The sequence below is a fragment of the Asanoa siamensis genome, from assembly GCF_016862555.1.
In the GTDB taxonomy this organism is placed as follows: domain Bacteria; phylum Actinomycetota; class Actinomycetes; order Mycobacteriales; family Micromonosporaceae; genus Asanoa; species Asanoa siamensis.
Genome location: NZ_BONE01000040.1, coordinates 25,499 through 51,634 on the forward strand (window position 1 = coordinate 25,499; position 26,136 = coordinate 51,634).

Genomic DNA, 26,136 nt, shown 5'->3' on the forward strand with positions numbered 1-26,136 from the left:
GACGAGAACCACCAGCCGGACCACGGCACGGGTACGAGATGAACGCGTCACCGGTCCTCCCCGTCCGCGTAGTGGACCCAGAACCGGCCCGTGCTGAACAGCACCACCGTGATCAGCGCGATCGCCACCAGGAACACCCACGCCAGCGCGGACGCGTACCCCATCTGCAGCTCGGTGAAGCCCTTGATGTAGAGGTTGAGCGTGTACATGAGGGTCGAGTCGACCGGCCCGCCGGTGCCGTTGCTCAGCACGAACGCGGCCGTGAAGCCCTGGAAGCCGTTGATCGTCTCCAGCACCAGGTTGAAGAAGATGACCGGCGAGAGCATCGGCAGCGTCACCGCCCGGAACTGGCGCCAGGCGTTGGCGCCGTCGACGGACGCCGCCTCGTAGAGCTCGACCGGGATCTGCTTCAGCCCCGCCAGGAAGATCACCATCGGGGCGCCGAACTGCCAGATCGCCAGCGCCATCAACGTCTCCAGCGACCACCGCGGGTCGTTGACCCACGGCGCCCCCTCGACCCCGAACAGGCCGAGCAGCGAGTTGAACGCGCCGTCCCGATTGAACATGTTGACCCAGACGATCGCCAGCGCCACGCTCCCGCCGAGCAGCGACGGGAGATAGAACAGGCCGCGGAACAGGCCGACGCCCCGGAACGCCCGGTTGAGCAGCAGCGCGACGCCGAGCGCGGCGGCCAGCTTGAGCGGCACCGCGATCAGCGCGAACGTCACCGTCACCTCGACCGCGTGCCAGAACGACGGGTCGGAGGTGAACATCGTGCGGTAGTTGTCGAGCCCGATCCACTCGACCTCGGAGAACGGGCTGAGCGCGTCGTAGTTGGTGAAGCTCAGGTAGAGCGACAGCAGCATAGGGATAGCGGTGATCCCCATGAGACCCAGCAACCACGGTGAGAGGAACACGTAGCCGGCGAGGTTCTCCCGGCGGCGCGGGCCACCCCGGCCCCGCCGACTGGCGGGACCGGGGGAGGCGGGGCCGGTCGGCAGGGCGGCCGGCGGCGCGGTGCTGATGGCCAACGGTCAGGCCCCGATCGCGGCCTGGCAGGCGGCGAAGTACGCCTTGGCGGCCTCGGCCGGGCTCTGGCGGCCGAACTGCACCTCTTCGGCTGCCTTGATCAGCTCGGAGCGCACCTTGCTGTGCCCCTTGAGCGGCACCTGCGGCGAGGCGCCGAACTTGGCCCCCAGCTCGGTCTGCACCGCGATGGACTGCTTCATGTTGGCGTCGGACACCGTCTCGGAGACCGCCTTGCGGATGTCCAGGTTGGACGGCAGGCCGCGGTCGGTGCCGAGGACCTTGGCGGCCTCGGGGTCGTTCGACAGGAAGTTGATGACGTCGACCGCGATGTCCTTGTGCTCGGTGCCCCGGAACACCGAGAAGTACATCGACGCCCGCGCCCACTGCGCGCTCGGGTCACCCGGGTACGCGACGACGCCCAGCTCGTCCTTGGTGTTCTTCTTGAGCTCCGGCATCTGGTTGGCCCACACCCACGACGTGCCGGCCTTGCCGGTCACCACGAGCTGCTTGCTGATGTCGGTGACGTTGCCCTCGTGGATCACGTCGGGGGTCGGGGTCGCGCCGGCGGTGCGGGCGCCCTGCCACAGCGTGAACCAGCCGGCCACGTCCTGCTCGGTGAAGCCGAGCGCCTTGTCCTTGTAGAGGTCCTTGCCCTGCTGCCGCAGCCAGACCCAGAAGGCCTTGTAGTCGGCGCTCGGGTCCTGGGTGCCGGGCACCTTGGCGGTCTTGGACACGTTGGCCGCCCAGGCGATGTGCTCGTCCCAGCTCTGCCCGGTGGTCGGCACGGGCAGCTTGAACTTGTCGAGCAGCGTCTTGTTGAACACCAGGCCCTGGGTGTTCTCGCCGAACGCGACACCGGCCAGCTTGCCGTCGACCACGCCGTAGTTCCACAGGCTCTCGGGGAACTTCGAGACGTCGAGCTTGCCACTGTCCTTGTAGGACATGAGATCGAGGGTCACGTTGCGCGACGCGTACTCGGTGAGGTAGTTGTCGTCGATCTGGAAGATGTCGGGCGCGTCGCCGCCGGCGGTCAGCGTCGCCAGCTTGTCGAAGTAGCCCTGGTTGGCCTGCCAGGTCTTCTTGAACGTCACGTTCGGGTGCTTCTTGGTGTAGAGGGCCAGCGCTTCCTCGGTCAGCTTCGCGCGACCCTCGGCGCCCCACCAGAAGATGGACAGTTCGACCGGCTTGTTCGGGTCGGCCGCGGCACCGCCGCCGCCGTCGTCACCGCAGGCCGCGGCGGCCAGCGCGAGGGGCACGGCGACCAGGGCGGCCAGCAGGCGTCGTCGCAGGCCAGACGCCGGAAAGGCGGTACGGTGGTGGCGCGTGGTCGGCTCGACCGCACGCGGGGATGGTGCGGGGTGCATGTGCGCTCACTCCTTGGCGTAGGAGGCGACATCTCCGAGGGCGGTGGCGACCACGCCGCCCGGGTCCGCATGGCTGTGCGGACCCGGGCCCGGCCCCGTCGAGTCGCGGATGACCAACTCGGTCTGCAGGGTTATCTGTGCGGTGGTGCGGCGGTCGTCGCCGTGTGCGAGGAGCATGTCGACGGCCGCCCGTCCGGCGGCGGCGGTTGGGGTCGCCACCGTCGTCAGCTTGGGGCGGGTGAGGCGGCTCAGCGCGATGTCGTCGATGCCGACGACACTGACGTCCTCCGGGACCCGCTGGCCCTGTGCGGTGAGGCCCTCGATCAGACCGATGGCCATGAGGTCGTTGTAGGCGAGCACGGCGGTGACGCCGGCCCGGACGATCTGTTCGGCGACGGCCATGCCGCCGTCCTCGGTGGGCTGGTTGGGCCCGATGACGGTGAGGTCGGCGTCGCCGGCCCGCGCCGCCGACATGGCCGAGCGGCGGATCTCCCGGCTGGTCCACGACCCGCGCGGGCCGGCGACCAGGGCGATCCGGCGGTGCCCGAGCCCGTTGAGGTGGTCGATCGCCAGCCGGGCGCCCTGGGCGACGTCCATCACGACGGTCGGCAGGCCGGTGAGCTGACGGTTGACCACGACCAGCGGCACCTCGCGGCTGAGCTGCTCGATCAGGCTGTTGCTCATCCGCGGGCTGCACAGCAGGACGCCGTCGACCTGCTTGGCCAGCGCGCGGACGAGATCCTCCTCGACGCTCGCGTCCTCGTTGGTGTCGGTGACGAAGATGTGGTAGTCCCGCTGGCGGGCCTGGCTCTCGGCGGCCTTGATCAGCGGGGGGAAGAACGGGTTGGCGATGTCGGCCACGATCAGGCCGATGTTGTGCGTACGCCCGGTGATCAGCGCCCGGGCCGCGCGGTTGGGCCGGTAGCCCAGGTGCTCGGCGCAGGCCAGCACGCGGCTGCGGGTCTCGGCGTTGACCAGGTGCGGCGCCGAGAACGTGCGCGAGACCGTGGAGATGTGCACTCCGGACTCACGCGCGACGTCGCGGATGGTGGCTGGCACGCGCTCGTCCCTTCCGCTCACGGGCCTGTCGGCTGTGGTGGCCGTCACTCAAGTGCGCCAATTAATGCAAACGGTTGCGCCACTGTCAACGGTCCGTTGTTGCGACTCGGTTGCGGGCGCGCTCCCGTAGGGTCAATCCAGCCGGCATAAGCGGTTATAACGGTCAGGACATTGACGAGTCCCGTGGTCGTATGGATAGTTTCGTGCAAACGTTTGCACAGCGCGAAGGGGTTGATCGATGCGACGTCGCTACGCGTTGGTCGGTGCCGGAGCGCGGGCCGGGATGTTCCTGCGCGCGCTCGCCGTCGACCACGCCGACCGCGCGGAGGTCGTGGCGCTGGCCGACGTCAACCACGCCCGGATGGCGGCGCACAACCGCTGGCTGCGCGACCTCGGCGCACCGGAGGCGAAGACCTGGGCCGCCGCCGACTTCACCACGATGCTCACTGTCGAACGGGTCGACGAGGTGCTGGTCACCAGCGTCGACGCCACCCACGCCGACTACATCGTGGCGGCGCTGCGGGCCGGCTGCGACGTGGTCACCGAGAAGCCGATGACGACCGACGCGGCGGGCTGCCGGCGGATCCTGGCCGCCGTCGAGGAGACCGGGCACCGGGTCCAGGTCGCGTTCAACTACCGCTACAACCCGTTGCACGAGGCCTTCCGTGACCTGCTCGCCGGCGGCGAGATCGGCGAGATCGGCTCCGTCCACTTCGAGTGGTTGCTCGACGTGCGGCACGGCGCCGACTACTTCCGCCGCTGGCACCGCGACGCGGCCAACTCCGGCGGCCTGCTCGTGCACAAGTCCGGTCACCACTTCGACCTGGTCAACTGGTGGCTCGACGCGACTCCCGAGACCGTCTTCGCGCAGGGCCGGCGGTTCTTCTACGGCCCCGACGGGCGCAGGCACGGCTACGCCCGCGACTACGCGCGCGGCCACGGTGCCCCCGAGGCCAAGGACGACCCGTTCGCCCTCCAACTCGCCGACAACCCGCAGCTGCGCGCCCTCTACCTCGACGCCGAGGAGGAGGACGGCTACCTGCGCGACCAGAACGTGTTCGCGCCAGGGGTCACCATCGACGACGACATGGCCGTGCTGGTCCGCTACGACACGGGCGCGACGATGACCTACCACCTCACCGCGTACGCGCCGTGGGAGGGTTACCGGGTCATGGTCAACGGCAGCCGCGGCCGGCTCGAGCTCGAGGTCGTGGAGAGCGACCACGTGAGCCCGGCCGGCGCGAGCGAGGTCAAGGGAGCCGCCGTGCACGGCGAGGTCGCCGCGGCCGAGCGGGGCCGGGCCCGGCTGACCGTCCACCCGTTCTGGGCGCCGCCCCGCGAGATCCCGGTGCCCGGTTACGCCCGCGGCGGCCACGGCGGCGCCGACGCCCGGATGACCGCCGTCCTGTTCGGCGGCGCGACCGACCCGATGGACCGCTCCGCCACGGCCCGCGACGGCGCCCTGGCGCTGCTCACCGGCCTGGCCGCCAACCGTTCGATGGCGACCGGCGCGCCGGTCACCGCCACCGACCTGCTCGATCCGACCTGACCGCGAGGAAGTGCATGTCCGACCTGCTGTTTCCGGCCGAGCCGGGTCAACGGGCGATCGCGCGCGAGCTCTACGGGCTCGCCCGCGACCTGCCGCTGATCTCGCCGCACGGCCATGTCGACCCCGCCGTGCTGGCGGACGACGAGCCGTTCCCCGACCCCGCCCGGCTGATCATCGTGCCGGACCACTACCTGACCCGGATGCTGCTCAGCCAGGGCATCCCGCCGGCCCGCCTGGGGGTCCCGGGCCGCGCCGGCGAGCCCGGCGAGACCGACGGCCGGGCCATCTGGCGTCTGTTCGCCGCGCACTGGCACCTGTTCCGGGGCACGCCGTCGCGGCTCTGGCTGGAGCGCACGTTCGAGACCGTCTTCGGCGTCACCACCCGGCTGGCGCCGGAGACGGCCGACGAGGTGTACGACGCGATCGCGGCCAAGCTCGACGACCCGACGTTCCGGCCCCGCGCCCTGTTCGAGCGCTTCAACATCGAGGTGCTGGCCACCACCGAGTCGCCGCTCGACGAGCTGCACGCGCACGCGAAGCTCGGAGCCGACGGCTGGGGCGGCCGGGTGATCACCACGTTCCGCCCCGACGACGTGGTCGACATGGAGTTCGAGGGCTGGGCCGACCGGGTCGGCCGGCTCGGTGAGCTGGCCGGGGAGGACACCGGCACCTACCGCGGCTACCTGGCCGCGCTGCGGTCCCGCCGCGAGGCGTTCATCGCGGCCGGCGCGACGTCCAGCGACCACGGCCACCCGACCGCCCGCACCCTGCGCCTGACCCCCGCCGAGGCGGCGTCGCTGTTCGCCCGCGGGCTGCGCGGCGAGGCCGACGCGGCCGACGCCGAGGCGTTCCGGGCCCACATGCTGGTCGAGTTCGCCCGGATGTCCATCGAGGACGGTCTCGTGATGCAGCTGCACCCCGGCGCCGTGCGCAACCACAACCGGTGGCTGCACGCGACGCACGGCCGGGACGTGGGCGGCGACATCCCGCAGGCGACCGAATACCTGCACGCGCTGACGCCACTGCTCGACGCGTACGGCAACGACCCGCGGCTGCGGGTGGTCGTCTACACCCTCGACGAGTACACGTTCACCCGGGAGCTCGCCCCGATCGCCGGTGGCTACGCCGCGATCTACCTCGGCGCGCCCTGGTGGTTCCTGGACTCGCCCGAGGTGCTGCGCCGGTTCCGCGAGGCGGTCACCGAGAGCGCGGGCTTCTACAACACCGCCGGCTTCGTCGACGACACCCGGGCGTTCTGCTCGATCCCGGTGCGGCACGACGTGGCCCGCCGGGTCGACGCCGGCTTCCTCGCCCGGCTGGTCGCCGAGCACCGGCTGTCGTTCGACGAGGCCGCCGAGACCATCGTGGACCTCGCGTACCGGCTGCCGAAGCGCGTCTTCCGCCTGGACGGTGCCGCATGACGACGATCGTGGCCGCCGACGTGCACGACGTGCGGTTCCCGACCGCCGCCGCGGGCGACGGCTCCGACGCCATCAACCGGGGCGACTACTCGGCGACCTATGTGGAGCTGCGCACCGACGACGCCGCCCTCGCGGGCGCCGGCTTCACCTTCACCAACGGCCGCGGCAACGAGATCACCTGCGCCGCGGTCCGCGCCCTCGCGCACCACGTGGTCGGCCGGTCGCTGGCGGAGATCGCGGCCGAGCCCGTCGCCTTCTGGCGGTCGCTGACCGCCGACCCGCAGCTGCGCTGGCTCGGCCCGGAGAAGGGCGTCATCCACATGGCGACCGGTGCGCTGGTCAACGCGGTCTGGGATCTGCGGGCCAAGGCCGCCGGCCAACCGCTCTGGCGGCTGCTCGCTGAGATGCCGACCGAGGAGCTCGTCGCCAACGTCGACTTCCACCACATCACCGACGCGCTCACCCCCGGCGACGCGGCGGCCATCCTCGACAAGGGACGGCAGGGGTACGCGCAGCGGCTGGCCGTCGTCGAACGGGACGGCTTCCCGTCGTACACGACCTCGGTGGGCTGGTTGGGTTATCCGGACGAGAAGGTCCGGGCGCTGACCCGCGCCGCGTACGCGCAGGGTTGGCGCGCGATGAAGATGAAGGTCGGCGGCGACCTCGACGACGACGTCCGGCGGGCAAGGATCATCCGCGCGGAGATCGGCCCGGACGCGCTGCTGATGATGGACGCCAACCAGGTGTGGGACGTCGACCAGGCGATCGCGGCGATGGCCCGGCTGGCCGAGGTCGACCCTTACTGGATCGAGGAGCCGACGCACGCCGACGACGTGCTCGGCCACGCCCGCATCCAGCGCGAGGTCGCGCCGGTCCGGGTGGCCACCGGCGAGGTCGCGGCCAACCGGGTGATCTTCAAGCAGCTCCTGCAGGCCGAGGCGATCGGCGTCATGCAGATCGACGCGTGCCGGGTCGGCGGCGTCAACGAGGTGCTCGCCGAGCTGCTGCTGGCCGCGAAGTTCGGGGTGCCGGTCTGCCCGCACGCCGGCGGCGTCGGCCTCTGCGAGCTCGTGCAGCACCTGGCCTTCTTCGACTACCTGCGGGTCGGCACCTCGCTGGACGGACGGATGGTGGAGTACGTGGATCACCTGCACGAGCACTTCGTCGACCCGGTGCGCACGCGCGAGGGGCGCTACCTCCTGCCGACCGCACCGGGCTACAGCGCCTCGATGAAGCCCGGATCGGTCGCGGAGTTCTCCTTCCCGGACGGGCCGGTGTGGCGATGAACCCGCTGCTCGGCCTCGGCTCGCTGCGCCGGGTGCCCACCGAGAGCCGCCCGCTGGTGCGGCCCGGCACGGTGCCCGCCGGCATCGTGCACATCGGACTCGGCGCGTTCCACCGCGCGCACCAGGCGGTCTACACCGAGGAGGCGGTCGCGGCCGCCGGCGGCGACTGGGGGATCGTCGGCGTCGCGCCCCGGTCGACCGCGGTGGTCGCCGCGCTCCAGGCGCAGGACCTGCTGTTCAGCGTCAGCGACGTGTCGGCGGCGGGCACCACCGCCCGGGTGATCGGGGCGTTCGCCGGCGCGCGGGCCGCCTCCGCCGACCCGGACGCCGTCGTGGCCCTGCTGGCCGACCCGGCGATCCGGGTGGTGACGCTGTGCGTCACGGAGAAGGGCTACCGGCTCGACCCGGCGACCGGCCGGCTGCTCGACGACCCCGCGCTGGACGCGGACCTGCGCGGCGACCGGCCGCCGACCACGGTGCCGGGGATGCTGTTCCGGGGCCTGGTCGCCCGGTCCCGGGCCGACGCCGGCCCGATCGCGGTCGTGAGCTGCGACAACTTCTCAGCGAACGGGCGCCGCACCAGCGGCATGCTCGAGGCGGCGTTCGCCCGCGCCGGGCAGGACGACGCCTGGCTGCGCGCCAACGTGCGCTGCCCCGGCACGATGGTCGACCGGATCGTCCCGGCCTCGACCGACGCCAGCCGGGCCGCGGCGGCCGCCGTGCTGGGTGTGCGGGACGAGGCCGCTGTCTACGGCGAGCCGTACCGGCAGTGGGTGATCGAGGACGACTACCCCGCCGGGCGGCCGGCCTGGGAAGCGGCGGGCGCGGTGCTCACCGACGACGCCGGGCCGTGGGAGCGGCTGAAGCTGCGCGCCCTCAACGGGGTCCACTCGGGCATGGCCTACGTCGGCGTGCTGACCGGCCGGGCGACGATCGCCGACGCGTACCGGATGCCGGGGGTGGCCGACGCCATGCGCCGGTTCGTCGCCGAGGACATCGCGCCGAGCTTCACGCCGCCGGACGGTGTCTCCGTCGTGGACTACGGCGATTCGACGCTGGAGCGGTTCGCGAACCCGGCTATCGCCCACCGCACGATCCAGGTCGCGATGGACGGTTCGCAGAAGCTGCCGCAGCGGGTGCTGGAGACGATCCGGGACCGGCGGGCGGCCGGCGCCGCACCCCGCTGGGCGGCGCTGGTGGTGGCGGCCTGGATGCGGTACGCCCGCGGGGTCGCCGACGACGGCCGGGCGCTCGACCTGGACGACCCGCTGGCCGCGGAGATCCGGGCCGCCGTCGCGGCCGCGCCGCCCACCCCGGAGGGTCTCGCGGGCGCGCTGTTCGGCCTGACCGCGATCTTCCCCGCGGAGATGGCGGCCGACGAGACGGTCCGGGACCTGGTCGTCGACTGGCTGACCGACTTCGACAAGCACGGCGTCGAGGCCACCCTGGCCGGCATCGGATGACCGTCCGGGTCGCGCTGATCGGTGCCAACGGCCACGGCCGCTGGCACCGGCGGCGGCTGGGGCCCCGGCACGGGTCCGGCGCGATCGCCTTCGTCGGCATCGCCGAGCCGAACCCGCTCGACCCGGACCCGCCGGTGCCGCCCGAGACGCGGATCTTCCCCGACCACCACGCGCTGCTCGCCGAGACCAGGCCCGACGTCGCGATCATCTGTACGCCGCCCGGGACCCACCTGCCGATCGCGCTCGACGCCCTGGCGGCCGGCTGTGACCTGCTGCTGGAGAAGCCCCCGCTGCTGTCCCTGGCCGACCACGCCCGTCTGGTCGGGGCGCTGGCCGAGGCCGGCCGGTCGTGCCAGGTGGGCTTCCAGGCGCTGGCGTCGGCCGCCTTCGACGAGTTGTGCGCGGCCGCGCTGGGTGGCGCGCTCGGCACGGTCACCGGCATCTCGGCGGTCGCCTCCTGGCAACGCGACGACGCCTACTACGCCCGCTCGCCCTGGGCCGGCCGGCGCGCGGTGGACGGCGCCCTGATCAACCCACTCGGTCACGCCGTGATGCAGACCCTCGCCCTCTCTGACCGCCTTTGCTCTGCACCCATATCCGCACCACCCCCGCTGACCTGCGGTGCGGATATGGGTGCAGAGCAAAGCCCGGTGAAGGGCCTGTTCGGGCGGCTCGAAGTGGAGCGTTACCGGACCCGGCCGATCGAGAGCGATGACACCGCTGTGCTGCGGCTGACCGGCCGGGGGCGGCCACCGCTGGTCGTCGCTGTCACGCTGGCCGGCGAGGAGTTCATTCCCGGCGAGATCACCGTTGCCGGGACGCGGGGGACCGCGACGCTGGAATACCCGACCGATCGTCTCAAGCTGCCCGGTGATCCCGGGTTGCGCGAGGTGCCCGGCCGGGTCGATCTGCTCGACAACCTGCTCGCGCATCGCGCCGACCGGGCCGGCGTGCCGCTGCGGGCAGGCCTGGCGGCGACCGCGGGCTTCACCGCGGTGGTCGAGGCGCTCGGACACGCACCCGTGCCGGTGGCCCTCGGCGACGGCGTCGTCGACGACATCGGCGCCGGGCCCGGGCGCATCCGCCGCATCCGCGGCATCAACGCGGTGCTCCGCCGGGCCGCCGGGGAGCACGCGCTGCCGTCGGAGATCGGGGTGGCCTGGGCACACCCACCGCACACGGAAAACCGGCTGCAAACAACCGGGACCAGCACCGCCGGAAATTAGGGCAATCAGCCGCCTACCCGACCGTTACGACGGTCGGGCCATTCGTCATTTCCGCGTTTCGCTGCAACATTCCTGCATATTGACAGTATTGACACTCACAATGACCGATACCTATGTTTCAGAATAGGTTTCCAGGTTGCGATCGGAGTGTCTCAATGCGATTTCGAGGTATCGCCGCCGGCGCGGTCGGCGTGCTTGTCGTCGCCCTCACGGCACCCGCCGCGGCGGCATCGGTGCCGGTCAGCGAGTGGGTCGGCCGTCAGGTATTGCCGGCCGGCGACGGTTGGGCGGCGGAGGGCGCCGGCACCACCGGCGGTTCCGCGGCCACGCCGGAAAACGTGTTCCACGTGACCAACCGCGATCAACTGGCCGCCGCCGTCGCCGGCGCCGACCCCGCGATCATATTCGTCCGCGGCACCGTCCACGGAAATGCCGACGCCGCCGGGGCGCCGTTGTCGTGCGACCAGTTCGCCGACCCTGCGTACTCGCTGGACGCCTTTCTCGCGGCCTATGACCCGGCGGTCTGGGGTCGGGTGGCGCCCAGCGGACCGCTGGAAGAGGCCCGGGTGCGCTCGGCCGCCAACCAGAGCGCCCGGGTGCGGGTCAACGTCGGCTCCAACAAGACCATCATCGGCCTCGGCGACGCCCGCCTGAACGGCGTCTTCCTGCGCCTCGACGGCAGTTCCAACGTGATCATCCGCAACCTCACCCACGAGGACAGTCGCGACTGCTTCCCGGTCTGGTCCCCGACCGATGGCGAGACCGGCAACTGGAACGCGGCGTACGACAACATCTGGATCCGGAACTCGCACCACGTCTGGGTCGACCACAACACGTTCACCGACGCCGACAACCCGGACTCGGCGCAGCCGATCCACTTCGGACGGCCGTTCCAGGTGCACGACGGGCAGGTCGACATCACCAACGGCAGCAACTACGTGACGGTGTCCTGGAACCGGTTCACCAACCACGACAAGACGATGCTGATCGGCTCGACGAACACGCCCGGCGCCGACGTGGGCGCGCTCAAGGTGACGCTGCACCACAACGAGTACGACGGCAGCGTGCAGCGGGCGCCGCGGGTGCGGTTCGGCCAGGTCGACGTCTACAACAACCTCTACCGGGTGCCGGTCGCCGAGCCCTACGAGTACAGCTGGGGCGTCGGCGTGCAGTCCGCGATCTACGCCGAGAACAACTACGTCGCCCTCGGCGCCGCCGTCGCGCCGGAGGCCTTCGTCTTCGACTGGGGCGGCACGGTGCTGACCGAGAAGGGCACGTGGGTCCGGCAGGGCCGGTCGCTGCCCAGGCCGGCCAGCCTGCTCGCCGCCTACAACGCGACGCACGACCCCGACCTCGCCCCGGACGCCGGCTGGACGCCCAGCCTGCGCGCCGGTCCCGTACTGCCCGCGCCGGCCGCCGCGCTGCTCGTCGAGCTGTGCGCGGGGGCCCGCCGGCTCGCCATCTAGGAGGAGATGATGCGACGACGTCTCGCCATCGCGGCCGCCGCGGTCGCCCTGGCTCTACCGCTGAGCGTAGCCGGGGTGAACCTGGCCTTCGCCGAGGCCCTGTTCGGCGACACGTTCGACGACGGCAACGCCAACGGCTGGTCCCGGTCCGGCGGAAGCTGGTCCGTGGTGAGCGGCGCGTTCCGGCAGTCGAGCACCGGGGCCAACGCGCGGGCACTGGCCGGCACCACCTCCTGGACCGACTACACGGTGAGCGCGCGGGTCACGCCGATCGCGTTCGGCTCGACCGCCCGGACGGTCGGCGTGGCGGCCCGGGTGCAGAGCTCCAGCAACTACTACGCCCTGGTGCTCACCGGCGGCGGGTCCGTGCAGCTGCAGCGGATCTCGGGCGGCAGCGCCACCTCGCTCGGGTCCGCCGCCCTCGGCGTGACGACGGGTACGACCTACACCGTGAGCCTGCGGGTGGTGGGCGGCCTACTTTCCGGCGCCGTCAACGGCGCGACCCTGGTCCAGGCCACGGACTCCGCGTTCGTTGCCGGCCGCGTCGGTCTGGTGGCTTCCTATGCGAGCGCCGGCTTCGACGACGTCACCGTCGACACCGCCGCCGGTCCCGGCCCGGACCCGACCACGCCGCCGACGACCCCGCCGCCGACCGGCACCTGCCGGGTCAGCGGGTCGCCCAGCGGCTTCGCGGCGGTGAACGCCTGGGGCCAGGCGACCACCACCGGCGGCGCCGGCGGGGCGACGGTTGCCGTCGACACGGCCGCCGAGCTGCTCGCCGCCATCGGAACCAGCGGTCCACTGACGGTCTGCGTGCACGGCACGATCGCGGTGCCCGCGGGGATGCACAACGTGACCAGCGACAAGTCGATCGTCGGCGTCGGCGGCACGGCCGGCATCACCGGCGGCGGGTTCAACATCGGTGGCCCGGTCTCCGACGCCACCTCGCCGCCGGCCGACGCGGTGCACAACGTGATCATCCAGAACCTGTCGTTCCGCAACGCCAGCGATGACTCGATCAACGTGCAGATGTTCGCCCACCACGTCTGGATCGACCACAGCGACCTGGCGCAGGGCTACGACGGGCTGATCGACGTCAAGCGCGGATCGTCCTATGTGACCGTCTCGTGGAACCACACCCACCACCACACCAAGAACATGCTGCTGGGCCACGACGACGCCAACGGCGCGCAGGACGTCGGCCGGCTGAAGGTGAGCTACCACCACAACTGGTTCGACGCGACGCCGCAGCGCAACCCGCGGGTGCGGTTCGGCGAGCCGGTGCACGTCTACAACAACTACTTCTTCTACAACACCGACACCGGAGTGGCGTGCCAGGCCGACGCCGGCTGTGTGGTGGAGGGCAACTACTACGAGAACGTCGAGGAGCCGGTCACCAACGCGTACGCCGGCCCACGCGGGCGGTGCGTCGCGCGGTCCAACTTCTTTGGCGGCGAGTCCGGCGCGGCCGAGTGCTCCGGCAGCGTGCAGGAGCCCAGCGCGTACTACGCGTACACCCTCGACAACGCTTCGGCGGTCAAAGCGCTCGTGACCGCCGGCGCCGGGGTCGGCAAGGTCTGATCCCCGGCGGGGTGCCGGCAGGTCGTGGCGGCCTGCCGGCACCGCGGGGGCACAGGAGGCGTTTCCAGCCCGGGTCTCCTGTGCCTTAAAAGATCGACAAACATCGATCAAAGGAGGATCCGTGCAATCCAACCCAGCCTGGCGATCACGTCGCCGCGGCCTGCTGCTGGCCCTCGGGGCCGGCGTAGCCGCCGCGGCGCTGGTCCTCGGCATGACCACCACCGGAGCCAGCGCGGCCACGCTGTTCGCCGACGACTTCGAGGACGGCAACTCGTCCGGGTGGACCACCAACGGCGGCACCTGGTCGGTGAGCAGTGACGGCTCCCGCGTGCTCCGCCAGAGCGGCACCAGCAGCGACGCCCGCGCCCTGGCCGGCAGCACGACCTGGACCGACTACTCGGTGCAGGCCCGGGTGAAGCCGTTGGCCTTCAACGGCAGCAACCGGTTCGTCGCCGTGCTCGCCCGGGTGCAGAGCAGCACCAGCTACTACTACCTGGCGCTGCGCTCCAACAACACCGTCGAGCTCAAGCGTCTGGTCGGCGGCTCGTCGACCACACTGGACACCGCCTCCGTCGGCGTGAGCGCGGGCTCCTGGCACACGCTGCGGCTCGACGTCAGCGGCTCGACCCTGCGCGGCTACGTCAACGGCACCCTGCTCACCGAAGCCAGCGACAGCCGGTTCAGCGGCGGGCGGGTCGGCGTGGCCACGTTCTACACGACGGCGAGCTTCGACGACGTCGCGGTGACCACGAGCGGCGGCGGCCCGGACCCGACGCCGACTCCCACAACGGAGCCGACCACCGGCCCGACGAACCCGCCGCAGCCCAACGTTGCGGACGGCTGGGCCTCCGTGAACGCCTGGGGCCAGAACGGCACCAGCGGCGGCGCCGGCGGCCCGACCGTGACGGTCACCAGCGCGTCGGCGTTCCTGTCGGCGATCGCCACGGCCGGCCCGCGGGTCATCCAGGTGCAGGGCATGCTCACATTGCCCGGCCCGATGCACGACGTGACGTCCGACAAGACGATCGTCGGGCTCGGCTCCGGCTCCGGTCTCACCGGCGGCGGGCTCAACATCGGCCTGCCGATCGACGACGACATCACGGCGCCGCCGTCGAACGCCGTACACAACGTGATCATCCGGAACCTGAACTTCCGCGGTTGGCCCGACGACGCCATCAACGTGCAGATGTTCAGTCACCACGTCTGGATCGACCACAACACCTGGACGACCGGGTCCGACGGCGGCGTCGACGTCAAGCGGGGCTCGTCGTACGTGACGATCTCCTACAACCACGCCGACGGCACCGACAAGAACATGCTGCTCGGCCACGACGACGAGAACGGCGCGCAGGACACCGGGCGGCTCAAGGTGAGCTACCACCACAACTGGTTCGACAGCACGAACCAGCGCAACCCGCGCGTCCGGTTCGGCGACCAGGTGCACGTCTACAACAACTACTACAACGACACCGGCAACTACGGCGTCGCGTCCACGGAGAACGCCGGCGTGATCGTCGAGGGCAACGCCTTCGTCAACGTCGACGACCCGTTCCACTTGGGCGAGGCCTCGTCGGGTCCGGGCCGCATCGTCGCCCGGAGCAACTGCTTCACCAACTCGGGTACGGGCGAGGCGGGCGGCAGCGTCTCCGCCGTCCCGTACGCGTACACCCTGCTGCCCTGTGCCCAGGTGCAGTCGACCGTCAGCGCGCAGGCCGGCGCGGGCCGGATCTGAGGAGGAATCACATGACAAGCACGGCACGCCGGGGGCTCGTCGCGGTCGTCGCGGCCGCCCTGGCCGCGATCGTCGTCGCGTTCGGACTCGCCGGCACGGCCCAGGCCGCGACGATCTTCTCCGACGACTTCAACGACGGCAACGCCAGCGGCTGGTCCAAGTCCGGCGGCGACTGGGCGGTGGCGACCGACGGCTCGCCGACGTTCACCCAGTCCAAAGCGGACAGTGAGCTGGCCCGCCAGTTCGCCGGGCAGACGAGCTGGACCGCGTACTCGGTGCAGGCCCGGGTCAAGCCGCTCGCGTTCAGCGGCAGCAACCGGCTCGTGGCCCTGGCGGCACGGTCCTCGTCGGCGACCAAGATGTACCGCCTGGCACTGACCAACGCGAACCGCGCCGAGCTCCAGGCGGTCGACGGCTCGTCGGTCACGGTGATCGGCTCGGCGTCCCTGACGGTGTCGACCGGCACCTGGTACACGCTGCGGATCGACGCCAACGGCAGCACCATCTCCGGCTTCGTCAACGGCACCCGGATCGGCTCGGGCAGCAACAGCGCGCACAGCGCCGGCCGCGTCGGCCTGGTGACCGTGTTCGCCTCGGCCCGCTTCGACGACGTGGTGGTCAGCAGCGACGGCTCCACCAACCCGACCGACCCGCCGACGGGGAACCCGACCACGCCGCCGCCGACCGGCGGCCCGACCACCCCGCCGCAGACCGGCCTGGTCGGCTGGGCCACCCAGAACGGCGGCACCAGCGGCGGCGGCAGCGCGTCGGCCACGACGGTCACCAGCGCCTCCGCGCTGACCAGCGCGGTCGGGGCGAGCGGCGCCGCGGTGATCCGGGTCAGCGGCACGATCTCCTGCTCCGGGATGATCCGGGTACGGTCCAACAAGACCATCCTCGGCAACTCCGGCGCGACGATCTCGGGCTGCGGCTTCACCGTCAACGGCGACCGCAACGTCATCATCCGCAACCTGACGTTCCGCGCCTGGGACGACGACGCCATCAACGTCGAGCAGTCGGCGACCAACATCTGGGTCGACCACAACAGCTTCACCGACGGGTACGACGGCGCGGTCGACATCAAGCGCGGCTCCGACTTCGTCACGGTCTCGTGGAACCGGGTCTTCGGCCACGACAAGTCCATGTTGCTCGGTCACTCCGACGACAACGCGTCGCAGGACGTCGGGCACCTGCGGGTCTCGTACCACCACAACTGGTTCGACGGCTCGGGCACCCGGCACCCGCGGGTGCGCTTCGGCAACCCGGTGCACGTCTACAACAACTACTACTACAACAACGAGTACGGCGTGGCGTCCACGATGAACGCCGGCGTGCTGGTCGAGGGCAACTACTTCGAGGGCGTGGACGAGCCGACGCTGGTCGGCTACGCGGACTCGGACCCGGGCACCCTCGTGCAGCGCAACAACGTCTTCGTCGGCTCCGGCTCACCGCAGAGCAGCGGCTCCACGGCCGGGATCCCGTACTCGTACCAGCTCGACAACGCGAACAACGTGAAGTCGATCGTCACCTCGGGTGCCGGCGCCGGCCGGATCAACCCCTGACCTAGCGCGTGCGCGGGGCGGCCGGACCGGTCGCCCCGCGCACCGTCTGGAGGACGCATGCGCACCCTTCCGCTCGTGGCGACGGCCGCCGCCGTCGCCCTGGTCGCGACCGTCGCGTTGACCGCTCCGGCGGCCGCGGCCACCCTGTTCAGCGACGACTTCGCCGACGGCAACGCGTCCGGCTGGTCGACCTCCGGCGGCTCGTGGGCGGTGGCCACCGACGGCACGCCGGCCTACCGGCAGTCGAGCACCGCCGCGGACGCCAAGGCACAGGCCGGCTCGACGGCGTGGACCGACTACGCGGTGCGGGCCCGGGTCAAGCCGGTCGCGTTCGGCTCGTCCGCGCGGTCGGCCGGCATCGTCGCCCGGGCCCAGAACACGACGTCGTTCTACGCGCTGGTGCTCGTCGGGGCCGGCCGGGTGGAACTGCGCCGGTCCACCACGGTGCTCGCGTCGGCGCCGGTCACGGTGACGCCGGGCGCCTGGCACGAGCTGACGCTCACGGTGGCGGGATCGTCGCTGCGCGGGGCGGTCGGCGGCCAGCCGCTGGTGACGGCGACCGACGGAGCGTTCGCGCGGGGCCGGGTCGGACTGGTCGCCTCCTACGCGAGCGCGGTGTTCGACGACGTGTCGGTGTTCACCGGCGGCGGGCCGGATCCGACGCCCAGTCCGACCGCGACTCCCACCGCCACGCCTGGGCCGCCGCCCCTGCCCGGTCAGCCGGACGGTTTCGCGAGCGTCGCGGGGCTCGGGTTGTCCGGCACCACCGGCGGCGCTGGCGGGCCCACCGTCACGGTCACCACGGCCGCGGCGCTGGCGCAGTACGCGGGGGCGCCGACGCCGTACACGATCCTGGTCTCGGGCCGGATCGCGGTGTCCGACATGGTCACCGTGGTGGCCGACAAGAGCATCATCGGTGTGGGCTCGACGGCCGAGATCACCGGCGGTGGGCTGCAACTCGGCACCACGACCCGGCCGGGCAACAACGTGATCATCCGGAACATCCGGTTCAGCGACGCGTCCGACGACTCGATCAGCGTCACGAACGGCGCGCACCACGTGTGGATCGACCACAACGAGTTCCTGCCGGGCTTCGACGGCTCGGTCGACGTCAAGCGGCAGTCGACGTTCGTGACGGTGTCGTGGAACCGGTTCTCGGGCACCGACAAGTCGATGCTGCTCGGCCACTCCGACTCGTACCCGGCGGACGTGGGATATCTCAAGGTGACCTACCACCACAACCTGTTCGACGGCTCGAACCAACGGCATCCGCGGGCGCGCTTCGGCGAGCCGGTGCACGTCTACAACAACTACTACCGAAACATCGGCCTGTACGGCGTCGCGTCGACCGAGAACGCCGGCCTGGTGGTGGAGAACAACTACTTCGAGAACGTGGCGTTCCCGTGCCACTCGGTCGGCGGCTACGCGGAGAGCGGTCCGGGCCGCCTGGTCCAGCGGGGCAACGCGTTCGTCAACTCGGGCCTGTGCGAGGCCGGAGGAGCGGTCCGGGAACCGTCGGACTTCTACGCGTACGCCCTGAGCCCGGCCACGTCCGTCCCCTCGGCAGTGACCGCCGGCGCGGGAGTGGGGAGGCTGTGATGCGACTCGATCCGTTGTGGACGGCGTTGCCGGCGTCCGTCATGGCCATGGTCCTGGTGGCAAGTTCCGCTGGTTCGGCCGCCCAGCCGAGCGACGGCTTCGCCGCTGCCGCCGACGGGTTCGCCTCCGTGGCCGCCCTCGGTCTGTCCGGGACGACCGGCGGGGCCGGCGGGCCGACCGTGGTGGTCGACACGAGCGACGAGCTGCTCGAGACGATCGACACCATCGGACCCATGACCATCCAGGTGTCGGGGCGGATCACGATCAGCAGCAAGCAGGGCGTCCGGCCGCACAAGACGATCGTCGGCGTCGGCGCGGCGCCGACCATCGCGGGCGGTGGCTTCGACCTCTACCGCTCGTACAACGTGATCGTCCGGAACCTCACGTTCGTCGACGCGGAGGACGACGCCATCAACGTCGGTCGCGAGTCGCACCACGTGTGGATCGACCACAACACGTTCGTCTCGCCCGTCGACGGGTCGATCGACGTCGTGCGCGGCGCCGACTACGTCACCGTGTCGTGGAACCACTTCGCCACCACCGACAAGAGCATGTTGATCAGCCACTCGGACGGGGCCGCGTCGACCGACGTCGGGCACCTCAAGGTGACCATCCACCACAACTTCTTCGACCGGTCGCGCCAGCGCCACCCGCGGGTGCGGTTCGGCGAGCCGGTGCACGTCTACAACAACTACTTCCTCGACAACGCGCTCTACGGCGTGGCGTCGACGATGAACGGCGGCGTGCTCGTCGAGGGCAACTACTTCTCGGGTGTGCCGTTCCCGTGCTTCTCGGCGAGCGGATACGCGGACAGCGGCCCGGGCCGCCTCGTCCAGCGCGATAACCTGTTCGTCGGCTCGGGCCCGTGCGAGGTGGCGGGATCGGTGGCCGAGCCGCGCGTCTGGTACGCGTACACCATGGACAGTGCCGCGGTCGTCCCCGCGCGGGTGACCGCGGGTGCGGGGGCCGGCCGGCTCTAGGCGATCTGCTCCCGGGTGAGCAGGCCGTCGGCGACCAGCACGCGGAGGCGTCGGGTGACCGGCGCCTCCGGCGTCACCACCAGCGGGCGGTCGAAGGCCAGCGCGGCGCACACACCCGGGTAGATGCCGGTTCGCACGAACCACCGGTCGTCGTCCGCGAGGCCCCGGAACACCAGTGTGTACGGCGTCTCCCCGCGGGTCAGCGCCAGCCACGGCGCCGCGCTGCCGTTGACCTGGTCCTCGCCCTCTGCGTCGGCGGTGAACACCTGGGTCTCGCCCGGCGCGGCCCGCCAGAAGAAGCCGCCGTAGCCCGCGCCGTCCGGGCGGCCGTTGGTGGCCGGGCTGCCCAGCGGGATCTCCCGCCGGGCGGTCAACGTGAAGTCGACCGACAGCTCCCAACCCCGTCGGGCCCGAGCCGCCCGCAGGTGCCGTTCCTCCGTCAGCAGCACGCCGCCGTCCCTGTCGCGCCACTCCATCCGGTGCCGCAGCCCCTCGATCGCCGGGAGCCAGCCGGTGTGCACGATCGCGCCGTGGTCGTCGCGCCAGGTGTAGCCCTCGTCGCGGACGTAGGTGCGCCCGCCCCACAGGTTGGTGCCCGCGACGTCCTGCATCGCGACCGAGACGCCCAGGTGCCAGACGTGGTCGTCGGGCGCGCAGTCGGTGACCGCGGTGCCGTGCAGGGTGCGCACCGGGTGCAGGTAGGGCCGCACGCCCTGGATCGCGTCGACGGCAGGGGTGACCACATAGGACGCGACCGTCACCCCGTCGACGGCGAGCTGGGTCACCCCTCCACCGTCTCGCGGTAGCCGCGCAGCGCCGCATCGAGCACCTCGTCACCCGGCCGGGCCCAGACCTCCGCCGAGAACACCTCGACCTCGACCGGGCCGGCGAAGCCGGCGGCGTCGACCGCGCGGCGGAAGCGGCGGTTGTCGACGCAGCCGTCGCCTGGCAGGCCCCGGCCGAGCAGCACGCCTGCCGGCAGCGGGGTGACCCAGTCGGCGACCTGGAAGCAGGCGATCCGGCGCTGGCGGCCCGCCCGGTCGATCTGGGCCCAGACCTGGTCGTCCCACCACAGGTGGTAGGTGTCGACCACGACGCCGACCGCGTCGACCGGGTGCGCCGCGGCCAGGTCGAGTGCCTGGCCCAGGGTCGAGACCACGCAGCGGTCGGCGGCGAACATCGGGTGCAGGGGCTCGATCGCCAGCTTCACGCCCGCCGCGAGGGCGTCCGGGACGAGGCGGCCGATCGCCTCGCCCACGTGCGCGCGGGCGGCGTCGATGTCGCGGCTGCCCGGCGGCAGACCGCCGGAGACGAGCACCAGGACCGGTGCGCCGAGCGTCGCCGCCTCCTCGATGGCGCGCCGGTTGTCGTCGTACCAGTCGGGGTCGTTGAAGAAACCACCGCGGCACAGCGAGGTGACCGCGAGGCCCGCGTCGCGTACCAGCGTGGCGGTCTTGTCGAGGCCGAACGCGGCGGTCTCCTCGCGCCACAGGCCGACGTTCTTCACGCCCGCGCGGACGCAACCAGCGACGAGGTCGGGCAGCGGCCAGTGCTTGGTGGTGGCCGAGTTGAGCGCGAACCGGGTCACTGGGCCACCCCCGCCGTCGCGAAGAACGCCCGGGCGCGGGCCGCGGCGAGGTCGGCGTCGGGCAGGACGCCCGCCGCGTCGGCCAGCCGGACCAGCGTGCCGAGGTGGGCGGGGGAGCGCCCGCTCTGCAGGCCGCCGACCATCGTGAAATGGCTCTGGTGGCCGGCCAGCCAGGCCAGGAAGACGATGCCGGTCTTGTAGTAGAAGGTGGGCGTGCCGAAGACGTGCCGCGCCAGCGGGACGGTCGGCGCGAAGATCTCGTCATAGCTCGCGGTGTCGCCGGCGTCCAGCGCCCGCAGCGCGGCGGCCGCCGGCGGGGCGATCGCGGCGAAGATGCCCAGCAGCGCGTGGGAAAAGCCCTCGGCGTCGCCCTTCACGAGTCGCGGATAGTGGAAGTCGTCGCCCGTGTAGAGCTTCACGCCCGCGGGGAGCCGGCGGCGCAGGTCGACCTCGAACGCCTCGTCGAGCAGCGAGACCTTGATGCCGTCGACCTTGGCGGTGTGCTCCCCGATCAGGGTTAGCACGGTGCCGACCGCGTCGTCGCCCCAGTAGCCGGCGAGCGCCGGGTCGAACATCTCGCCGAGCCAGTGCAACACGACCGAGCCGTCGGCCTGGCGCAACAGGTCTCCGTAGACCTCGAGGTAGTCGTCGGCCGTCTTCGCGCTCGCGGCCAGGTGGCGGCTGCACATCAGCACCGGCGTAGCACCCGTCGCCTGGACGTCGCCGAGCTGTTCCGCGTACGCGGCGCGGACGTCGTCGAGGCTCGCCGGGCCCGGCGGCAGGTGGTCGGTGGCGACGCCCGCGACGATCGGACCCGTGGCCTCGGTCGCGCTGCGCCGGATCAGCTCCTTCGTGGCCGTGTAGTCGAGGCCCATGCCGCGCTGGGCGGTGTCCATCGCCTCCGCGACGCCGAAGCCGTGCGACCACAGGTGGTGCCGGAAGGCGAGGGTGGCGTCCCAGTCGAGCGTGGCCGGCCGGCCGGGGGTGTTGTCGGCGGCCGGGTCGGCGACGACGTGCGCGGCCGCGTACGCGATGCGGCTCGTGAATCTCGCCGTGCCGGGCGTGGCGAAAGCGCGGCCCGCTCCGCTGAACGTGAACGGCCCGTCGGGGAGGTTGACGGTGGTCACGGCGCCAGCTCCGGGATCTCCATACGCCGGCCTTCGCGCGCGGATCGGGCGCCCAGCTCGGCGAGTTGCACGCCGCGGGCGCCGGCCCAGAGATCCCACGTGTACGGGGCGTCCTGCGCCACGTGCCGCAGGAACAGTTCCCACTGCTCCTGGAAGCCGTTGCGGAACTCCTCGTTGTCGGGCACGAGCTGCCACTGGTCGCGGAAGCGCTCGGTGGCCGGCAGGTCGGGGTTCCAGACGGGCTTGGGCGTCGTCGACCGGTGCTGGACGCGGCACTCGCGTAGCCCCGCGACCGCGCTGCCCTCGGTGCCGTCGACCTGGAACTCGACGAGCTCGTCGCGGTAGACGCGGACCGCCCAGGACGAGTTGATCTGCGCGACGACACCGCCGGCGAGCTCGAAGATGCCGTACGCGGCGTCGTCGGCGGTCGCTTCGTAGGCGTGGCCTTTCTCGTCCCAGCGCTGGGGGATGTGGGTCGTGACGTGCGCGGTGACCGCCTCGACCGGCCCGAAGATCTGCTCCAGCACGTAGTGCCAGTGCGGGAACATGTCGACGGTGATGCCGCCGCCGTCGGCGGTGCGGTAGTTCCACGATGGACGCTGGGCCGGCTGCCAGTCACCCTCGAAGACCCAGTAGCCGAACTCGCCGCGGACGCTGAGCACGCGGCCGAAGAAGCCGCCCTTGACGAGGCGGTCGAGCTTGCGCAGGCCGGGCAGGAAGAGCTTGTCCTGCACGACGCCGTGCTTGACGCCGGCCGCGTCGGCCAGCTTGGCCAGCTCGACGGCGCCGGCCAGGTCGCCGGCCGTGGGCTTCTCGGTGTAGACGTGCTTGCCGGCGGCGACGGCCGCGCGGATCGCCTTCTCGCGGGCGTTGGTCACCTGGGCGTCGAAGTAGATCTCGACGTCCGGTCGCGCCAGGGCCTCGTTGAGGTCGGTGGTCCACTCGGTGAGGCCGTGCCGCTGGGCGATCGCCGCCAGCTTGGCGTCGTCGCGGCCGACCAGGATCGGCTCGGGCCAGAGCGTCGTGCCGTCGCCGAGGGTGAGGCCGCCGGCTTCGCGGATCGCCAGGAGCGAGCGGACCAGATGCTGGCGGTAGCCCATCCGCCCCGTGACGCCGTTGAGGATGATTCCCATGGTTCTGCGATCCACGACTTGCCCTCCCGGTTTTGTGCCGACCGTCGGTCCAGGCGCCACTGGCAGCAAGGTAAGCGCTTTCCTGGGAAAGGTATCGAGCAGGATGGTTGTAGGCAAGGGCTTGCCCGTATGATCTCGACGTGGCCACGCTGGACGACGTCGCGCGCCGGGCGGGCGTCTCGACGGCGACCGCATCGCGCATCATCAACGGCAGCAGCAAGCCCGTCAGCGCCCAGCTGCGCGACCGGGTGGAGGCCGCCGTGGCCGACCTCCACTACGTGCCGAACGCGCACGCCCGCCAGCTCGCCCGCTCCGAGCGCACCGCCGTCGGGGTGGTCGTGCACGACGTCTCCGACCCGTACTTCGCCGAGATCACCCGCGGCCTGCAGCGGGTCGCGACCACCGACGGCCGGCTGGTCATCATCTGCAACACCTACCGCGACCCGGCCCGCGAGCTCGACTACGTCGAGTTGCTCCGCGCGCACCAGGTGGCGGCGATGGTGCTGGCGGGTTCGGGCTACCACGACCCGGGCTTCGCCCGGGCGCTGCGCGGCAAGCTACGGGCCTACGAGCTGTCGGGCGGCCGGGTGGCGGTGATCGGCCGCCACGACCGCACGGGCGACGCGGTGGTGCCCGACAACGAGTCGGGCGGCTTCCTGGCGGGGGAGCATCTCTACGCGCTGGGCCACCGCGACATCGGCGTCATCGCGGGCCCGCGCAACCTGACGACGACGACCGACCGGCTGACGGGCATCCGGCGTGCGGCCCGGGCGCACCGCCGCCCACCACCGAAGGTGGTCTACGCCGACTTCGACCGCGACAGCGGCGCGGCCGCGACCGCGGACCTGCTCGCCGCCCACCCGCGCGTGACGGCGATCGCGGCGCTGAACGACTCGATGGCGGTGGGCGCGCTGGCCCACCTCCGCGCCGTTGGTCGCCGCGTCAGCGTGATCGGCTTCGACGACATGCCGATCGCCCGCGACGTCACACCGGCCCTGACCACGATCCGCCTACCCCTGGCCGACATGGGCGCGCTCGCGATGTCGCTGGCCCTGTCGGCCCCGTCCCCGAGCCCCCGCGTCGAACGCGTCCCGGCGGAACTGGTGCGGCGCGAGAGCACGTTCCCGCCGGAAGAGTGATCGGGATGCGGCTGGCCCGGCTCGTGCCGTTGCTGCTGGTCGCCGGCTGCACCAGCGCTCCGTCGCCGCCTTCCCCGCCGCCTTCGTCGTTTTCCGCCGCGCCGTCGCCCGATGCGCTCCGCGACTGCGAGAGCTCGGTCAAGATCGGCGCGGCTCCGGTGGGGCTCGTGCGGGCGGGGCCGGTCGCACTCGTGCCGCTGGACTACCGCTTCGGCTCTCCGCTGTCGCCGCCGGCCCGCGACCCCGACCCCGACGGCTACCGCCGGTTCAAGATCGCCCTCCTGCTCCGCGCGGGCACGGCGGCGACGCTCACGATTCCGGGGCCTTACCGCGACCGGGCGAAGCTCACCTACGCGAACGGCAGCGACCACACCGTGCGCTTCGCCGCCTGCCCGCAATCTCCGGACGGCGACTCGGACTTCGCGGGCGGCTTCGCGATCCGCGAGCCGCTCTGCCTACCGCTCGACATCACCTCGAACGGACAGACCTGGCACCTCCGCCTCGAGTTCGGCGCGGACACCTGCTGAACGGCGTGTCGACGTCCTCGTGTCGCTTTCGCGGTGCGACTCCGCGCGTCCTGTCCGGGGATGCCTGGTCGGGAGGGCGTTGGCCAGCCGCTGTTCGTTCTCGTCGGACACCGACCACGCGGTCCTGGTCCGCCCCTGTCCGTCAGGAAGGAAGAGGAATGTCAGCGACACGGGGAATCATCGGGAGAGGCCATGCTTCGTACGGACATCGCAAAGGCCATCGAGTCGGTTCCGCCGAGGATCCGTCAACAGCTCGACGGGACGGGAGCGGCCGCGCTCGCGCTGCTCAACGAGCATCTCGCCGCGGGCGAGGTGGTGGAGGCGGTTTCGAGCGCGTCGCCGGTTCACGACGGGCCGCCGAACAGCGTGCTCGCGATCACCGATCGACGGCTGGTCTTCGTCGCCCCGGCGCCGCAGGCGGTGGCGTGGCGGTTGGCGTCCCTGACGAAGACCCAGCTCAACCTCGCTACTTCTTCGTCAACGGCGACGCGGGCGACTACTCGCTCGGCATGCTCGACGACGACTGGGGCCGCGCGTTCGTCGCCGAGGTGAAGAAGGCCATCACGGTCGCGGTCATCTCGGGCCGCTGAGCCGCCTGCTCAGTGGCCGGAGTCGCCCTGGCCCGCGGTGGTGGGGAGGTTGCCCAGGACGTGGTTGATGACGTGGATCCGGCCGTTGGCCATGCGGTAGTCCGCGCAGACCGTCACCGCTTCTCCGATGCTCGCCATCGCGTCCGACGGCTTGATCGTGACCGCCGTGCCGTCGAGGGTGCGGAGTGTGTCCGCGTCGCGTAGGTCCGCCAGGCTCAGCGAGCCGTCGATGATGTGCGCGCGCAGCAGCGTACGCAGCGTTTCCTTGTCTTTGATCATCAGCTGGTCGAGGTTGTCCTGCGAGAACTTCGTGCCGAACGCGTCGTCCGTCGGCGCCAGCACCGTGATGGCCGGCTTGCCCGCGAGCTCCGGCAGCAGGTCCGACGCGCGCAGCGCGCCCTCGAACGTGGTCAGCACCGTGATCCACTTCAGCGCCTCACCCAGCGGCTGACTGGCCAGGGCGTTGGGGTTGCCGGGGGCGTCGCCGGTCGGCAGCTCGGCGCAGAGCGGCCCCGACACGCCGCCACCCGCTCCGGCGGCGGCCGTCCCGCGGGAGGGCTCGTCGGCGGCCGCGCCCGTGCAGCCGGTCGTCAGCAGTGCGGCGGCCAGGGCGGCGGCGGCGAGCAGGCGGGTGCGCATGAGGGACCTCCCGGAAAGGGTGCGTGCCAGCGGGCCGGGCTTCCCGGTCCGGCCCGCTGGCACGACAGTGTCACAT

General features: G+C 71.8%; 22 protein-coding genes. 14 read left to right on the top strand and 8 right to left on the bottom strand.

What is annotated here, in order from left to right; translation table 11 throughout:
* Positions 1-47: 47 nt before the first annotated feature.
* The 3 genes from Asi02nite_RS23640 to Asi02nite_RS23650 are packed head-to-tail and all read right to left on the bottom strand — an operon-like array spanning position 48 to position 3,452.
* The gene (locus Asi02nite_RS23640) at positions 48-1,031 is read right to left on the bottom strand and encodes a carbohydrate ABC transporter permease (RefSeq protein WP_203716087.1); all 984 of its coding nucleotides are present in this window, start codon (positions 1,029-1,031) and stop codon (positions 48-50) included.
* Positions 1,032-1,034: 3 nt separating this feature from the next.
* On the bottom strand, positions 1,035-2,393 hold the full coding sequence (locus Asi02nite_RS23645) for an ABC transporter substrate-binding protein (protein WP_203716088.1): 1,359 nt from the start codon (positions 2,391-2,393) through the stop codon (positions 1,035-1,037).
* 6 nt (positions 2,394-2,399) lie between these two features.
* On the bottom strand, positions 2,400-3,452 hold the full coding sequence (locus Asi02nite_RS23650; protein ID WP_203716089.1) for a LacI family DNA-binding transcriptional regulator: 1,053 nt from the start codon (positions 3,450-3,452) through the stop codon (positions 2,400-2,402).
* A 238-nt stretch (positions 3,453-3,690) separates the two neighbouring features.
* Between Asi02nite_RS23650 and Asi02nite_RS23655 the strand changes: the two genes are divergently transcribed.
* From Asi02nite_RS23655 to Asi02nite_RS23705, 11 genes are all read left to right on the top strand, one after another.
* Positions 3,691-5,001, top strand: coding sequence for a Gfo/Idh/MocA family protein (locus tag Asi02nite_RS23655; RefSeq protein ID WP_203716090.1), 1,311 nt, complete (start codon positions 3,691-3,693; stop codon positions 4,999-5,001).
* A 14-nt stretch (positions 5,002-5,015) separates the two neighbouring features.
* Positions 5,016-6,422, top strand: coding sequence for a glucuronate isomerase (gene uxaC / locus Asi02nite_RS23660; RefSeq protein ID WP_203716091.1), 1,407 nt, complete (start codon positions 5,016-5,018; stop codon positions 6,420-6,422).
* A complete protein-coding gene (locus Asi02nite_RS23665) occupies positions 6,419-7,708 on the top strand; it encodes an enolase C-terminal domain-like protein (protein ID WP_203716092.1) in 1,290 nt (429 codons plus the stop codon). The genes uxaC and Asi02nite_RS23665 overlap by 4 nt, the downstream gene beginning before the upstream one ends.
* Positions 7,705-9,171 carry a mannitol dehydrogenase family protein gene (locus tag Asi02nite_RS23670; RefSeq protein ID WP_203716093.1) on the top strand — a complete coding sequence of 489 codons (1,467 nt, stop codon included), beginning with the start codon at positions 7,705-7,707 and terminating at the stop codon, positions 9,169-9,171. The genes Asi02nite_RS23665 and Asi02nite_RS23670 overlap by 4 nt, the downstream gene beginning before the upstream one ends.
* Positions 9,168-10,397, top strand: coding sequence for a Gfo/Idh/MocA family protein (locus Asi02nite_RS23675; protein ID WP_203716094.1), 1,230 nt, complete (start codon positions 9,168-9,170; stop codon positions 10,395-10,397). The genes Asi02nite_RS23670 and Asi02nite_RS23675 overlap by 4 nt, the downstream gene beginning before the upstream one ends.
* 155 nt (positions 10,398-10,552) lie before the next feature.
* Positions 10,553-11,863, top strand: a complete 1,311-nt coding sequence (locus Asi02nite_RS23680; RefSeq protein ID WP_203716095.1) for a pectate lyase family protein — start codon at positions 10,553-10,555, stop codon at positions 11,861-11,863.
* Positions 11,864-11,872: 9 nt separating this feature from the next.
* Positions 11,873-13,444 carry a pectate lyase family protein gene (locus Asi02nite_RS23685; protein ID WP_203716096.1) on the top strand — a complete coding sequence of 524 codons (1,572 nt, stop codon included), beginning with the start codon at positions 11,873-11,875 and terminating at the stop codon, positions 13,442-13,444.
* 121 nt (positions 13,445-13,565) lie between these two features.
* Positions 13,566-15,176, top strand: coding sequence for a pectate lyase family protein (locus Asi02nite_RS23690; RefSeq protein WP_239126983.1), 1,611 nt, complete (start codon positions 13,566-13,568; stop codon positions 15,174-15,176).
* Positions 15,177-15,187: 11 nt separating this feature from the next.
* Positions 15,188-16,738: a pectate lyase family protein gene (locus tag Asi02nite_RS23695; RefSeq protein ID WP_203716097.1), complete on the top strand. Its 1,551-nt coding sequence runs from the start codon at positions 15,188-15,190 to the stop codon at positions 16,736-16,738.
* A gap of 57 nt (positions 16,739-16,795) precedes the next feature.
* On the top strand, positions 16,796-18,337 hold the full coding sequence (locus Asi02nite_RS41780; protein WP_239126985.1) for a pectate lyase family protein: 1,542 nt from the start codon (positions 16,796-16,798) through the stop codon (positions 18,335-18,337).
* Positions 18,337-19,317 carry a pectate lyase family protein gene (locus Asi02nite_RS23705; RefSeq protein WP_239126986.1) on the top strand — a complete coding sequence of 327 codons (981 nt, stop codon included), beginning with the start codon at positions 18,337-18,339 and terminating at the stop codon, positions 19,315-19,317. The genes Asi02nite_RS41780 and Asi02nite_RS23705 overlap by 1 nt, the downstream gene beginning before the upstream one ends.
* On the opposite strand, the gene Asi02nite_RS23710 is transcribed toward Asi02nite_RS23705, so the two are convergent.
* The 4 genes from Asi02nite_RS23710 to Asi02nite_RS23725 are packed head-to-tail and all read right to left on the bottom strand — an operon-like array spanning position 19,314 to position 23,180.
* A complete protein-coding gene (locus tag Asi02nite_RS23710) occupies positions 19,314-20,102 on the bottom strand; it encodes a DUF6807 domain-containing protein (protein WP_203716098.1) in 789 nt (262 codons plus the stop codon). The genes Asi02nite_RS23705 and Asi02nite_RS23710 overlap by 4 nt on opposite strands.
* Positions 20,099-20,905: a sugar phosphate isomerase/epimerase family protein gene (locus Asi02nite_RS23715; RefSeq protein WP_203716099.1), complete on the bottom strand. Its 807-nt coding sequence runs from the start codon at positions 20,903-20,905 to the stop codon at positions 20,099-20,101. The genes Asi02nite_RS23710 and Asi02nite_RS23715 overlap by 4 nt, the downstream gene beginning before the upstream one ends.
* Positions 20,902-22,032, bottom strand: coding sequence for a dihydrodipicolinate synthase family protein (locus Asi02nite_RS23720; RefSeq protein ID WP_203716100.1), 1,131 nt, complete (start codon positions 22,030-22,032; stop codon positions 20,902-20,904). Before Asi02nite_RS23720 ends, Asi02nite_RS23715 begins: the two co-directional genes overlap by 4 nt.
* A complete protein-coding gene (locus tag Asi02nite_RS23725; protein ID WP_203716101.1) occupies positions 22,029-23,180 on the bottom strand; it encodes a Gfo/Idh/MocA family protein in 1,152 nt (383 codons plus the stop codon). The genes Asi02nite_RS23720 and Asi02nite_RS23725 overlap by 4 nt, the downstream gene beginning before the upstream one ends.
* 125 nt (positions 23,181-23,305) lie before the next feature.
* Between Asi02nite_RS23725 and Asi02nite_RS23730 the strand changes: the two genes are divergently transcribed.
* The 3 genes from Asi02nite_RS23730 (at position 23,306) to Asi02nite_RS23740 (ending at position 25,421) form a co-directional block, all read left to right on the top strand.
* Entirely contained in the window at positions 23,306-24,304 is a 999-nt protein-coding gene (locus Asi02nite_RS23730; protein ID WP_203716102.1) for a LacI family DNA-binding transcriptional regulator, read from the top strand.
* Positions 24,305-24,309: 5 nt separating this feature from the next.
* Positions 24,310-24,831, top strand: a complete 522-nt coding sequence (locus Asi02nite_RS23735) for a hypothetical protein (protein WP_203716103.1) — start codon at positions 24,310-24,312, stop codon at positions 24,829-24,831.
* Positions 24,832-25,256: 425 nt separating this feature from the next.
* Positions 25,257-25,421: a hypothetical protein gene (locus Asi02nite_RS23740; protein WP_203716104.1), complete on the top strand. Its 165-nt coding sequence runs from the start codon at positions 25,257-25,259 to the stop codon at positions 25,419-25,421.
* A 9-nt stretch (positions 25,422-25,430) separates the two neighbouring features.
* On the opposite strand, the gene Asi02nite_RS23745 is transcribed toward Asi02nite_RS23740, so the two are convergent.
* Positions 25,431-26,060: a fasciclin domain-containing protein gene (locus Asi02nite_RS23745; RefSeq protein WP_203716105.1), complete on the bottom strand. Its 630-nt coding sequence runs from the start codon at positions 26,058-26,060 to the stop codon at positions 25,431-25,433.
* Positions 26,061-26,136: the final 76 nt, after the last annotated feature.